Source organism: Gilliamella sp. G0441 (assembly GCF_050589305.1).
Classification (GTDB): Bacteria; Pseudomonadota; Gammaproteobacteria; order Enterobacterales; family Orbaceae; genus Gilliamella.
Map to the genome: position 1 here is coordinate 39,459 of NZ_JBNRJF010000004.1, position 13,069 is coordinate 52,527.

12 protein-coding genes are annotated in these 13,069 nt (G+C 34.7%); 11 read left to right on the top strand and 1 reads right to left on the bottom strand.

From position 1 onward, the window contains the following. Window positions 1-22: 22 nt before the first annotated feature. Complete coding sequence (hemW, locus tag ACKJXD_RS04920) at window positions 23-1,156, bottom strand: radical SAM family heme chaperone HemW (RefSeq protein ID WP_430875697.1); 1,134 nt, start codon at window positions 1,154-1,156, stop codon at window positions 23-25. A gap of 187 nt (window positions 1,157-1,343) precedes the next feature. On the opposite strand from hemW, the gene ACKJXD_RS04925 reads away from it, so the two are divergent. The 11 genes from ACKJXD_RS04925 (at window position 1,344) to mraY (ending at window position 13,068) form a co-directional block, all read left to right on the top strand. Next, complete coding sequence (locus ACKJXD_RS04925; RefSeq protein WP_430875698.1) at window positions 1,344-2,216, top strand: D-hexose-6-phosphate mutarotase; 873 nt, start codon at window positions 1,344-1,346, stop codon at window positions 2,214-2,216. A 179-nt stretch (window positions 2,217-2,395) separates the two neighbouring features. Next, entirely contained in the window at window positions 2,396-2,680 is a 285-nt protein-coding gene (rplY, locus tag ACKJXD_RS04930) for a 50S ribosomal protein L25 (protein ID WP_220216582.1), read from the top strand. A 187-nt stretch (window positions 2,681-2,867) separates the two neighbouring features. Next, window positions 2,868-4,328 (top strand): glucose-6-phosphate dehydrogenase, encoded by a 1,461-nt coding sequence (gene zwf / locus ACKJXD_RS04935; protein ID WP_220216583.1) that lies wholly within the window; start codon window positions 2,868-2,870, stop codon window positions 4,326-4,328. Window positions 4,329-4,340: 12 nt separating this feature from the next. Continuing rightward, window positions 4,341-5,039, top strand: a complete 699-nt coding sequence (gene pgl / locus ACKJXD_RS04940; protein ID WP_294825937.1) for a 6-phosphogluconolactonase — start codon at window positions 4,341-4,343, stop codon at window positions 5,037-5,039. Between the two features lie 475 nt (window positions 5,040-5,514). Continuing rightward, window positions 5,515-5,961 (top strand): division/cell wall cluster transcriptional repressor MraZ, encoded by a 447-nt coding sequence (gene mraZ / locus ACKJXD_RS04945; RefSeq protein WP_220216585.1) that lies wholly within the window; start codon window positions 5,515-5,517, stop codon window positions 5,959-5,961. A 13-nt stretch (window positions 5,962-5,974) separates the two neighbouring features. Next, entirely contained in the window at window positions 5,975-6,916 is a 942-nt protein-coding gene (rsmH, locus tag ACKJXD_RS04950) for a 16S rRNA (cytosine(1402)-N(4))-methyltransferase RsmH (protein ID WP_294825935.1), read from the top strand. Beyond that, window positions 6,906-7,289 carry a cell division protein FtsL gene (ftsL, locus tag ACKJXD_RS04955; protein ID WP_220216587.1) on the top strand — a complete coding sequence of 128 codons (384 nt, stop codon included), beginning with the start codon at window positions 6,906-6,908 and terminating at the stop codon, window positions 7,287-7,289. Before rsmH ends, ftsL begins: the two co-directional genes overlap by 11 nt. Beyond that, window positions 7,289-9,052, top strand: a complete 1,764-nt coding sequence (ftsI, locus tag ACKJXD_RS04960; RefSeq protein ID WP_370632152.1) for a peptidoglycan glycosyltransferase FtsI — start codon at window positions 7,289-7,291, stop codon at window positions 9,050-9,052. Before ftsL ends, ftsI begins: the two co-directional genes overlap by 1 nt. A 10-nt stretch (window positions 9,053-9,062) precedes the next feature. Beyond that, a complete protein-coding gene (gene murE, locus ACKJXD_RS04965) occupies window positions 9,063-10,613 on the top strand; it encodes a UDP-N-acetylmuramoyl-L-alanyl-D-glutamate--2,6-diaminopimelate ligase (protein ID WP_294825930.1) in 1,551 nt (516 codons plus the stop codon). Then, window positions 10,610-11,980 (top strand): UDP-N-acetylmuramoyl-tripeptide--D-alanyl-D-alanine ligase, encoded by a 1,371-nt coding sequence (gene murF, locus ACKJXD_RS04970; RefSeq protein WP_430875699.1) that lies wholly within the window; start codon window positions 10,610-10,612, stop codon window positions 11,978-11,980. The genes murE and murF overlap by 4 nt, the downstream gene beginning before the upstream one ends. A gap of 5 nt (window positions 11,981-11,985) precedes the next feature. Then, on the top strand, window positions 11,986-13,068 hold the full coding sequence (mraY, locus tag ACKJXD_RS04975) for a phospho-N-acetylmuramoyl-pentapeptide-transferase (protein ID WP_220216591.1): 1,083 nt from the start codon (window positions 11,986-11,988) through the stop codon (window positions 13,066-13,068). The last annotated feature ends 1 nt before the right edge of the window (window position 13,069 follow it).

The window sequence follows — 13,069 nt, forward strand, 5'->3', positions numbered from 1 at the left end:
TAAACTTAACATATTGATAATTCTATAAAAATATTTCAAGCAATGAGTTTAAAAAAAGTTTTCCATGCTCTGTAATTTTCCAATTTTTTTTATCATCACAAAGATAATTTTTTTCAATGGCAATGTTTATTTGTTTTTCGATAGTCTTTAAAGGCAAAAAAGTTCGCTCTTCAAACTCGTATTTTGGGAACGATTCAAATAATCTAAAACGATTCATAAAAAATTCGAATGCAAGATCTTCCTTTGGTACGGTATAAGATTTTTCGATATAACGTCCTTCAAGATACCCTTTGGGGTGACGTGTTTTTACGGTACGAATAATATCTCCATTAGATTGGGTTATTTTACCATGTGCACCACATCCAATTCCTAAATAGTCACCAAATCGCCAATAATTTAAATTATGTTGGCATTTAAATTCTGGTTTCGCATAAGCTGATGTTTCATATTGCTGATAACCATGTTGAGTTAATAGCTGATGACCTAGTTGATAAATTTCCCATAACTTATCATCATCCGGAAGAACAGGTGGTTTAGAACCAAAAAGCGTATTAGGCTCAATGGTTAATTGATACCAGGATAAATGGGGAGGATCAATGGCGATTGCTTGTGTAAGATCAAATAGGGCATCGTCCAAACTTTGATCGGGGAGTCCATGCATTAGATCTAAATTAAAGCTGTTCAATTTTAGTTTATGTGCTAATTTCCCAGCATTGATTGCTTCCTGGGGATTATGAATACGTCCTAATTTGATGAGTTTATCGGTTTGAAAACTTTGAACTCCTATTGAAATACGATTTATTCCTGCTTGTTGATAGCCTGTAAATCTTTCTGCATCAACCGAATTTGGATTGGCTTCGATAGTGATTTCGGCATCTTTTTCAATTGGAATCAGTTCATTAACCTTGGTTAACAGATGATTAATCAATTCAGCAGAAAATAAACTTGGCGTACCACCGCCGATAAAAACCGAATGGATCGAGCGTTCAGGACAAAGTGCTATATCTTGCTGTAAATCTTTAATCAAATGATCAATATAAGCACGATAATCAGGTGTTTTTTTGATGGTGTGAGAATTGAAATCACAATAAGGACATTTTTGTACACACCAAGGCATATGTATATATAAGCTAAGTGGAATTTTATATGAAAACATCTGCCTATCCTAAAACTTAATAGCGGTTGATGAATGGTTATATAAATATTGCACTATTTTACTTCAATTCATAAAAAAAAGCTTTTTTTACTATTTTGGTATTTTTAAATTTCGTGTAAAGAGCGTACAATCACCATTAATTTTTCGATATTAATTATCGATAAGACTATTTTTTGTAGGAGAAAATATGAGTATTGTTAACAACATTTTGGATAATGGTTTGTCAGCAGCGTCAATAAGCCCTTCAGTAAAACAATCGGATTTTGGTGAATTACCCATTTTAACGGTTAACCATAAAACATGCACGGCAGCGATATCATTACAAGGCGCGCATTTATTATTTTGGCAACCATCGACCGAAACATCTCCAGTTATTTGGTTAAGTGAAAAAACCTTTTTTAAAAAAGGAACGGCTATCCGTGGCGGTGTACCCATTTGTTGGCCTTGGTTTGGGCAATTAGGTAATCCTTCACACGGTTTTGCTCGTATTGTTGAGTGGACGTTAGATTCTTGCCAAGAAGACGCTAATGGTGTCGATATCATCTTGTCATTAACGAATAACTCACAAACTGAATCTTATTTCTCAAAACCGTTTAAAGTTTGGTTAACGATACATGTCGGAAATAGCTGTGAAATCACATTAAGTTGTCAAGGTGATTTTGAAGTGACAAGTGCATTACATACCTATTTTGGTATTAGCGATATCGACAATGTAATAGTCAAAGGGTTAGGTGATACTTATCAAGATCGTTTGTCTGTTGAAAATAAGCCAACAATTAATGGACAATTAACCTTTAATCAAGAGGTTGATCGTATTTATACCCATGCTGAAAATACCATAACGATTGATGATACTTGTCGAACAATTCAGCTTACAAACATTAATGCTAGTGATGTTGTTACATGGAATCCATGGACAGATAAAGCTAAAGCGATGGCTGATTTTGATGACCAAGAATATAAAAAAATGGTGTGTGTTGAAAGTGCATGTATTAATCAAACACTCAAATTATCACCAACACAAAAAATGTCATATGGCTTTAAAATTAAATTGGTCTAATTTTGCAAAGCAAGTGATGTTTAAACGCAATCGTTTTTATTGACAGCAGTTGATTAATTGTTTGCGTTTACAAGCATAACGCTTTATAATCCTCAAGCTTTTTTAAAGCACCAATTTCATAACCAACTACTGGGTCGCCTGTAATTGGTTTTTTATCTAAATAACATAGAGAAATAAACATGTTTACATTAAAAGCAGAAGTTAGAAAAGAGCATGGTAAGGGTGCGAGCCGCCGCCTGCGTCACGCTGGTCAATTCCCAGCAATTATTTATGGTGGAACTGAACCTGCAATATCTGTTGTGCTTGATCACAACCATGTTTTCAACATGCAAGAAAAACCAGAATTTTATTCTGAAGTGCTTACTATTGAAGTTGACGGTAAAGCTGTTAAAGCTAAAGTACAAGCAGTACAACGTCATCCATTCAAGCCTAAATTAGTTCATATGGACTTTGTTCGCGTATAAAGTGCACTATTAGGCTAAATCAATAAAGCTTATAGCAAAAGGTCACCGATATGGTGACCTTTTGTTTTTTATTTTTTAATGATGGCAAATGCCTATTATTATGATTTATAGCATTAACTGGGTGTACACTGGCTATTTAACATAATAGAATAAATCATATTGATATCATTTTAGTTAGGAGAAAACCATGTCTGATGTCCCAGCTTGCAATTTAGTTATTTTTGGTGCTAAAGGGGATTTGACGAGGCGTAAATTATTACCGTCTTTATATCAATTAGAAAAGTATGGAAAACTGCCTGAGGAAACCAAAATATTAGGCGTTGGTCGTGCCGATTGGGATAAAGTGGCTTATAGTGAAGTGGCTAAGGAAGCACTAACAACATTTATGTCAGAACCTTTAGATGAGAATATTTGGCGACGATTTAGTCAGCGCCTTAATTTTCATAAATTGGATGTTAATGATATCGCTGGTTTTAATGATTTAAAGAATAAACTTGAGCAAAATCGCACAGCTATTTTTTATTTTGCAATGCATCCAGGGACTTTTGGTACAATTTGTAAAGGTTTGGCCCATGCTGGTTTAAATCAAAAACACAATCGGATTGTGATGGAAAAACCACTTGGTACTGATTTACAGTCATCGCGAGACATTAATGATTCTGTCGCACAATTTTTCGATGAATCACAGGTTTACCGTATCGATCACTATTTAGGTAAAGAATCGGTTTTAAACCTTTTAGCTTTACGTTTTGCTAATCCGGTTTTTGCATCTTTATGGAATCGTAATTCTATCGATCATGTCGAAATTACCGTTGCTGAACAAGTCGGTATTGAAGGTCGATGGGGTTATTTCGATAAAGCGGGTCAAATGCGTGATATGGTTCAGAATCACTTATTACAAATTTTAACTATGATAGCTATGTCACCACCGGCTAATTTAAAAGATGAAAGTTTACGTAATGAAAAAATTGCTGTACTAAATGCACTTAGACCTATTGATAAAACTAACCTTAGGGAAAAAGTTGTACGTGGCCAATATACAGCTGGATTTGTTAATGGTATAAATGTTCCAGGCTATTTAGAAGAAGATGGAGCAAATAAAGAGAGTAGCACCGAAACTTTTGTTGCAATTCGCGTTGATATTGATAATTGGCGTTGGGCTGGAGTGCCATTTTATTTACGCACAGGCAAGCGCTTAGCCAGTAAATGTTCAGAAGTTGTGGTATATTTTAAATCATTACCACTTAATATATTTAGTGAATCATATCCTGAATTGCCACAAAATAAATTAACGATTCGATTGCAACCTGACGAAGGTTTAGATATTGAAATCTTAAATAAAGTACCGGGATTGGATAGTACTCATAATTTACAAACAACCAAACTTGACCTAAGTTTTAATGAAGCGTTTCAACAAAATAGTGCTGATGCTTATGAGCGATTATTACTCGAAGTAATGCGTGGACGTCAGGCATTATTTGTTCATCGTGATGAGGTTGAAGCCGCTTGGAAATGGGTCGATTCTATTATTAGTGCTTGGAATTCGGAAAAAGAACTCCCGAAAACTTATCAAGCAGGTACTTGGGGGCCGGTAGCTTCTGTCGCTTTAATTACTAAAGATGGGCATTCATGGCACGAATTTGAATAAAGGAACATAACTATGTTTACACTAAACAAATATGCAAATAGTCAAGTATTAAATGAAGAACTCACAGCTCGTATAGTTAACGATCTTAAGCAGGCTATAGAAAAAAAAGGACATGCATCTATTGCTGTTTCTGGCGGAAAAACGCCAATTCCTTTATTCACCTTGCTTAGTCAGCAAGACTTAGAGTGGAATCGAGTTTATATTACATTAGTTGATGATAGATGGGTCGACGATACTGACGATGCCAGTAATGAAAAATTAGTCATGACTTATTTATTACAAAATAAAGCAAAATTTGCTAATTTTGTTGGTTTAAAAAACAGTTGTGATAATCCGTTTGATGGTGCCGAAGTAACGGAACAGATTTTAGATAAAGTGCCGATGCCTTTTGATGTTTTGATTTTGGGAATGGGGGAAGATGGTCACACTGCTTCACTATTTCCAGGAGCAGATAATTTGAAATTGGGCTTGGACATGCACTCAAATCGTAAAGTAATCGGCATGACACCATTAACTGCGCCACTTGATCGTATCACATTAACACTACCAATCATATTAGGTAGTAAAAATATCTATTTACACCTAATTGGTGAAAGTAAGATTAAAGTTTTAGAACAAGCTGAAAAAGGTACCGATGTTAATCAAATGCCTATAAGAGCAGTTTTACAGCAAGATAAAGTCAATGTAGTAGGTTTTTGGGCTCCTCGTTAATTCAATATTTGTTTGCCAGCAAAAGCTGGCAACTAATTGTTTTAGTTATGCTTAAATTTTAACAAAATCATTAAACAACGAATTGTTATAAATTTAATATTTTAATCATCGCTGTTGCCAGTTTATTTTTATAAATAATATTTTACCTTTCTTTATATCTTCATGGTTTTAGATTCTATTACTGACACTATATCTCGCTTTAATAAGCAACTTAGCTCAAGCTTCAATGCATTCTAAAATTTGTATGTTGAATGTCTTTATTAAATTTATTTAATGTAAAACCTATAGTTAGATTTAAATAAACGAATTAAAAATCCAAACTACAATTATCGAAAAATTAATTAATTAAATAGCTATTATTTTGTAAATTTTTGTGGTAAAAAGTGGGGTTAAGTGGTAAAAAAGTATAAATTATTTAACGTTTTGATTTTTATGAAATTAAAATTATTAAAAATTTACCAATAATGGTGCTTAAATGTTTAGTGGTGCAATTTCAGTCAATATCGATAGCAAAGGGCGGATGGCTATTCCCACTCGCTATCGGGAATTATTGGCTGAAGGTATGGTATGCACTATAGGTTTATACCATCCATGCCTTGCCCTCTATTCAATGACGGAATGGAAAATAATTGAGCAACAACTTTCGACATTATCATCTATTGTCGAAGCTGAACGAAGAATTAAACGATTACTATTAGGTTATGCAACCGAATGTTCAATGGATAATTCGGGACGAATTTTATTACCACAAACGTTACGCACTTATGCCAAGTTAGAAAAACTGACAATGTTTGTTGGACAATCCAATAAATTTGAAATTTGGGATGAAGGAGTATGGTATCAACAAATTAGTGAGGATATTGCCGCACTACCCGCTGATATGGAAAATTTATCCTCTAATTTAAAAAATTTAACTATTTAAAAAGAGCTAAAAATTGAGTGATTATCAACATACTACTGTTTTATTAAACGAGGCAATAAACGCATTAAATATAAAAAAAGATGGCATCTATATTGATGGCACGTTTGGTCGTGGTGGTCATTCAAGAAAAATACTTGAGCAACTTGGTAAACAAGGAAAATTGATCGCCATAGATCGTGATGAGCGTGCAGAACAAACAGCCAAAAAAATAATTGATTCAAGATTTACATTCATTCGAGGCGAATTCTCGAATGTATATCAGTATATTGATTCTTTGGGACTATTAGGTCAAATAGATGGTTTCTTATTAGATCTGGGTGTATCTTCGCCTCAGCTTGATGATCCTGAACGTGGTTTTTCTTTTATGCGAGATGGTCCACTTGACATGCGAATGAATAATCATAAAGGTGTTACCGCAAGTGAATGGTTATTAAGTAGTGATGAAGAAGATATAGCTTGGGTATTAAAAACATTTGGTGAGGAAAAATTTGCGAAACGTATTGCAAAAGCGATTGTGGAGCAAAATAAAATTTCGCCTATAACACGAACATTAGAATTAGCTAATATTATAGAAAAGGCGACACCTAAAAAAGATAAAAATAAACATCCTGCAACACGTAGTTTCCAAGCTATACGTATTTATATTAATAGTGAATTAGAAGAGGTGGAACAAGCTTTAAATAGCAGTTTATCTGTGCTAGCTAATAAAGGAAGACTAGCTATTATTAGTTTCCATTCTTTAGAGGATAGAATCGTTAAGCAGTTTATAAATAGGCAAAGTAAAGGTCCAACTTTGCCAGCAGGATTACCGTTAACAGAGCAGCAGATAAAGCAGTATGGTAGTGCAAAATTGAAGTCCCTTGGCAAAATTAAACCGAGTAATGATGAAATTGAAAAAAATCCACGTTCTCGAAGTGCAATATTGAGGGTAGCAGAAAGAAACAATGAACAGTAGCCAAAACAGTAATAATTATCATGACGGTATTTATGATGAAATAGATACTCAGCGTAAACCAAATAAAAGTTTATTTGGTTTAATCATTGGTGATTTGGTCAATCATCAAAAAATGTCTATTTTTTTATTAGTACTTATTGTTTTGTCTGCTGGTGCAGTATTGATTACGACTCAACAAGTTAGAAAGCAGTTATCTGAACGTGAACGACTTCTTTTGGAGCAAGATGTTTTAGAAAGTGAATGGCGTAATCTAGTTATTGAAGAAAATGTATTAGCTGATCCAAAGCGAGTTGAGGCTAAAGCTAAAAATCAATTAGATATGTCTTATGTTACACCAGAAAATGAAACTGTTATTGTGATAAAGAGTAAATGATGAAATCTATCACTAAATCAAAAAAGACTGTTAAGAATAATAAAGTCAATAAATTGAATAGTAAAAAACAGTTTTTTTCACCTAGTCGATTTTATGTTGTATATGGTTTGATTGTGATTGCCATAATTGCATTAATTACTCAAATGGCAATTTTACAGATTATCCATCCTGATAAGCTGATAGCTGAGGGCAATAAACGCTCGTTGCGTCATCAGGATATGGATGCACCCAGAGCCATGATAACGGATCGAAATGGACGAGCTTTAGCTGTTAGTGTACCAATGTATGATGTTTGGGCAGACCCGAAAATAGTTATTCAAAAAGGGGGGGTAAATGCTAATGATGTTAGATGGAAAGGATTGTCAGCGGCTTTAAATATACCGATTGCTAACTTAGAACAAAAATTGAGTAATCCATCTACACGATTTGCTTATTTAGCTAAACAGGTTACACCAACGTTATCGGATTATTTAAAGCAGCTAAAATTACCAGGGGTTTCATTTGTTAAAACCTCTAAACGTTTTTATCCAGCTGCCGAAAATATAGCTCAATTGATTGGTTTGACAGATACCGATGAAAACGGAAATGAAAAAGGTTCAGAAGGAATTGAAAAAAGCTTTAATAAATGGTTAATCGGCGAATCAGGACAACGAGTAATAAGACGTGACAGATTTGGACGTGTAATTGAAGAACTCGCACGGACTGAAAGTGAGAGAGCTTCAGATTTAGTCTTAAGTATTGATGAACGTTTGCAGTCATTAGTTTATAGCGAACTGAGTCAAGCTGTGCAATTTAATAAAGCTGATAGTGGTACAGCGGTATTGATTGATGTTCATACAGGTGAGATTTTGGCGATGGCAACTAGCCCATCTTATAATCCTAATAATCGTTCATCAATTGATTATAACTCGTTACGCAACCGTGCCATTACCGACGCTTTTGAACCCGGTTCAACTGTTAAACCATTAGTTGTAATGGCAGCTTTAGAAAAGAAGATTGCGAATTTAAACACGATTATCGATACGAGACCATTTTATGTAAACCGCTATGAAATTAAGGATGTTTCCTATCAAAAATCACTTAACTTAGCGGGTATATTAGAAAAATCAAGTAATGTTGGTGTCAGTAAATTAGCGTTACAAATGCAGCCAAGCGAACTGGTAGAATATTTTAGTCGATTTGGTTTAGGACATCCTACAGCATTAGGTTTAGGTGGTGAAGTGAGTGGTTCAATTGCCGCAGATAGAACTCGAAAATGGGCAGATATTGAACGAGCAACATTCTCATTTGGTTATGGATTGAATGTTACGCCATTACAATTAGCTAGAGCGTATGCAACCATTGGTAGTTATGGTGTTTATCGACCCGTTTCGATATTAAAAGTTAATGAACCAATTAAGGGTGAGCGAGTCGTACCGGAAAAAATTGCCAAAACGGTAGTTCATTTAATGGAGGCTGTTGCGGTAACAGGTGGTGGCACAAAAGCTTCTGTACCTGGTTATAGTGTTGCAGTGAAAACTGGTACGGCTAAAAAATTATCTGGTGGGCGATATGTTAATCAATATTTAGCCTATACAGCAGGAATTGCACCCTCTACGGCGCCAAAATATTCTTTGGTCGTTGTGATAGATAATCCTAAAGCAGGTCAATATTATGGGGGATCTGTTTCAGCGCCAGTTTTTAGCCGTATTATGGGGGGGGTTTTAAGAACAATGAATGTAAAACCAGATCGTCATGTTGATGGTCAAATGATTATTTATTAATAGGTGGTAAATGATGGCTATAAGTACATTTAAAAAATTAGTCAGTATATTAGGTGGAAAAAAAGATCGAACGATCAAAGATTTTCCTCTTAATCATTTACGCATCGATAGTCGAATGATTGAAAATAATGATGTATTCGTTGCTATTAAAGGAAGTGTTGTTGATGGTAAAACATTTATTACACAAGCCATTTTAGCTGGTGCTGCAGCAATATTAATTGAGACGAATCGGAAATCGAACGATCTCCATATAGATTATATCCAGCACGAAGACAAAAATATTCCTCAAATAAGAGTATTCCAATTATCTAAAAAATTATCTGTCATCGCCAGCAAATTTTATCATTCTCCTTCTAAAAAACTGTCAGTTATTGGTGTAACAGGAACCAATGGAAAAACGACAGTCACTCAGCTTATTGCCCAATGTGCTACGATATTAAATGAAAAAGTAGCCATTTTAGGGACAATAGGAAATGGTATATATAATCATCTTAAACCTTCCGAGAATACGACATCATCAGCTGTTGATATCCAAACTTATTTAGCTGATTTTGTGAAAAAACGGGTAAAAGTGGTTTCAATGGAAATTTCCTCCCATGGATTAACGATGAATCGTGTCAAAGGGATTACTTTTGCCGCAACCGTATTTACCAATTTGAGTCGTGATCATCTTGATTTTCATAAAACTATGGGAAAATATGCAAAATCAAAATGGTCGTTATTTAGTGCAGACGAAAAAGAAAAACAAGTTATTAGTGCAGGTAAATCTATAATTAATTATGATGATAAATATGGTAAGCGTTGGATTGAAAAACTTTCAAATGTTACCGCTGTATCATGTCAACCTAAATCATTAAGCCGATTAAAAAATTTAAATATACCTTATGTTGGCGTATCTATGATTGAATATCATGACAAAGGCGCTGAAATCCACATGCAATCGAGTTGGGGTAATACTGTTATCAATAGTCGATTGTTAGGAGAGTTTAATGTTTCAAATCTTTTATTATGCGTAGCGACCCTGCTAACACTCGATTTTCCGTTTTTTGCTGTTGTCAATATGGCTTCTTTCCTTAAACCTATCTGTGGTCGAATGGAAGTATTACACACGCATCATAGCCCAACTTTTATTATTGATTATGCTCACACCCCCGATGCCTTACAAAAGGCATTACAAGCAAGTCGTATTCATTGTAAAGGAAAATTATGGGTTGTTTTTGGTTGTGGTGGCGATAGAGACACAGGTAAAAGATCATTAATGGGGGATATAGCAGCACAATATGCTGATAATATCATTTTGACAAATGATAATCCTCGTACAGAAGATGAGATGAAAATTATTAATGATATCCAACAAGGCTTGGTGAATAACAAAAATGTACACGTTATTACTGATAGAGTTACTGCTATAAAAAAAGCATTTTCCAAAGCCAAACCAAATGATGTGATATTAATTGCGGGTAAAGGTCATGAAGATTACCAAATCGTTGGAAAAACTAAACATCACTATTCAGATCAAGAAACAGTGAAACAGCTTTTAGGAGTAGAGAATCAATCATGATTCCATTAAATATTGAGCAAATCAGAACAATAGTAAACGGTGAATCATTTAATATTCAACACGATGAGTCAACCGTAGCATTTATTTGTACTGATTCACGTAAAATTACAAAACAATCTCTTTTTATTGCGCTTGTTGGTGAACATTTTGATGGGCATGCATTTGCCTTACAAGCGATTAAAGACGGTGCGGTTGCCGTCATGGTTAATCATAAAATTGAGGATAATTCTATTCCACAAATAGTGGTTAAGGACACTCGTCTGGCGTTGGGTCTAATTGCTGGTTATATCCGTAATCAAAGTTACGCTAAAATTGTTGCCTTGACAGGCTCATCCGGCAAAACATCTGTAAAAGAAATGACTGCCACTATTTTGCAAAATTGTGGAACAACGCTTTATACGCAAGGTAATTATAATAATGACATTGGTGTACCATTAACACTTTTAAGACTAACAAAAGAAGATCAATTTGCTGTGATAGAGCTGGGCGCCAATCATATAGGAGAAATTGCCTATACAACTCAGTTAGTTCATCCACAAACTGCATTAATTAATAATATTGCTGAAGCGCATATTGAAGGTTTTGGCTCACTTGAAGGTGTCGCTACTGCAAAAGGTGAGATTTTTGAAGGGTTGACTAAAGATGGTATTGCTATCATCAATTTAGATAGCTGTTCAGATAAATGGTTTGAGCAATTAACAGATAAAACTGTTTGGACTTTTTCATTAGAGAATCCATTAGCCAATTTCTACGCAAGTCATATTAAAATGGCAGATGTGACCACATTTAAATTACATACACCGTTTGGTGAATGCGAAATCCAATTACCATTAATAGGGTTACACAATATTTCAAATGCAATTGCAGCTTCAGCTTTAGCGATTTCTGTCGGAGCAAGCTTAGATCGCATTCAACAAGGATTATCAACATTAAAGCCAGTTAAAGGAAGGCTTTTCCCGATTAAATTAAACCAAAATCAATTAATTTTGGATGATACTTATAATGCCAATGTCGGTTCAATGTCTGCTGCAATTAATGTTTTAGCAAATCAATCAGGTTATAAAGTTTTAGTTGTAGGCGATATGGCTGAATTAGGGCAAGACGCTCAAAAGTATCATCAACAAATTGGTGAGCTTGCTAAACAACAAAAATTGGATTGTGTTGTTAGTGTTGGTCAGTTGAGTCAATTTGTTAGTCAATCAAGTGAAGTCGGTCATCATTTTAATGATAAACAAGAAGCAACAAATTATATCATAACATTATTGCGTCAATATCCAAATTTAACCATGCTAGTGAAAGGTTCACGCAGTGCAAAAATGGAAGACGTTATAGAACAAATTAAACAACAAAAAATAAATCAGGGTTAAAAACTATGTTGGTTTGGATATCAGAATATTTAGTTAAACATTTTTCTTTTTTTAACGTGTTCTCTTATTTGACTGTGAGAGCAATTTTAGGCTTATTAACCTCTTTAGCGATATCGATAATTATGGGGCAAAAAGTCATTGACTGGTTACAAAAGTTACAGATTGGACAAGTAATACGTAATGATGGACCTGAATCCCATTTAAGTAAAAAAGGAACGCCAACAATGGGAGGAACGTTAATCGTTGCCTCAATTTCATTATCAGTATTTCTTTGGGCTGATTTAAGAAACCCTTATGTCTGGGTAACATTATTTGTTCTAGTTGGATATGCCATCATTGGCTTTACGGATGATTATCTGAAAGTGATTCGAAAAAATACCGATGGTCTTATCGCCAGATGGAAATATTTTTGGCAATCTGTTATTGCTCTCATTGTGGCTTTTGGTCTTTATGCATATGGCAAAGATAGCTCTGTAACCGTATTGGTTGTGCCATTTTTTAAAGATGTCATGCCTCAACTAGGTATTGGATTTATTTTACTCACTTATGTTGTGATTGTTGGATCGGGTAATGCTGTTAATTTAACAGATGGACTTGATGGACTTGCAATTATGCCAACGGTATTTGTGGCAGCGGGCTTAGCGCTGGTATCGTGGGCGACAGGTAATACACACTTTGCAGAATATTTGCATATACCTTATATCAAATTTAGTGGTGAATTGATGATTGTTTGTACAGCGATCATTGGTGCAGGACTTGGTTTTTTATGGTTTAACACTTATCCCGCTATGGTATTTATGGGAGATGTGGGATCACTGGCTTTAGGCGGTGTGCTTGGAATTATCGCGGTACTTTTACGCCAAGAATTTTTATTACTTATCATGGGGGGCATATTTGTTGTCGAAACCCTATCGGTAATTCTACAAGTTGGTTCTTTTAAATTACGTGGTAAACGAATTTTCAAAATGGCTCCAATCCATCATCATTATGAATTAAAAGGATGGCCGGAACCTCGGGTTATTGTGCGTTTTTGGATTATTTCGTTAATGCTTGTATTAATTGGGTTATTAACCTTGAAATTACGGTAAT

Bases quoted from the DNA above. Each gene is read 5' to 3' on its own strand.
- murF (WP_430875699.1), top strand. From the start codon at position 10,610: ATGATTCCATTAAATATTGAGCAAATCAGAACAATAGTAAACGGTGAA.
- hemW (WP_430875697.1), bottom strand. From the start codon at position 1,156: ATGTTTTCATATAAAATTCCACTTAGCTTATATATACATATGCCTTGG.
- ACKJXD_RS04925 (WP_430875698.1), top strand. From the start codon at position 1,344: ATGAGTATTGTTAACAACATTTTGGATAATGGTTTGTCAGCAGCGTCA.
- ftsI (WP_370632152.1), top strand. From the start codon at position 7,289: ATGAAATCTATCACTAAATCAAAAAAGACTGTTAAGAATAATAAAGTC.
- zwf (WP_220216583.1), top strand. From the start codon at position 2,868: ATGTCTGATGTCCCAGCTTGCAATTTAGTTATTTTTGGTGCTAAAGGG.
- ftsL (WP_220216587.1), top strand. From the start codon at position 6,906: ATGAACAGTAGCCAAAACAGTAATAATTATCATGACGGTATTTATGAT.
- mraY (WP_220216591.1), top strand. From the start codon at position 11,986: ATGTTGGTTTGGATATCAGAATATTTAGTTAAACATTTTTCTTTTTTT.
- murE (WP_294825930.1), top strand. From the start codon at position 9,063: ATGATGGCTATAAGTACATTTAAAAAATTAGTCAGTATATTAGGTGGA.
- mraZ (WP_220216585.1), top strand. From the start codon at position 5,515: ATGTTTAGTGGTGCAATTTCAGTCAATATCGATAGCAAAGGGCGGATG.
- rplY (WP_220216582.1), top strand. From the start codon at position 2,396: ATGTTTACATTAAAAGCAGAAGTTAGAAAAGAGCATGGTAAGGGTGCG.
- pgl (WP_294825937.1), top strand. From the start codon at position 4,341: ATGTTTACACTAAACAAATATGCAAATAGTCAAGTATTAAATGAAGAA.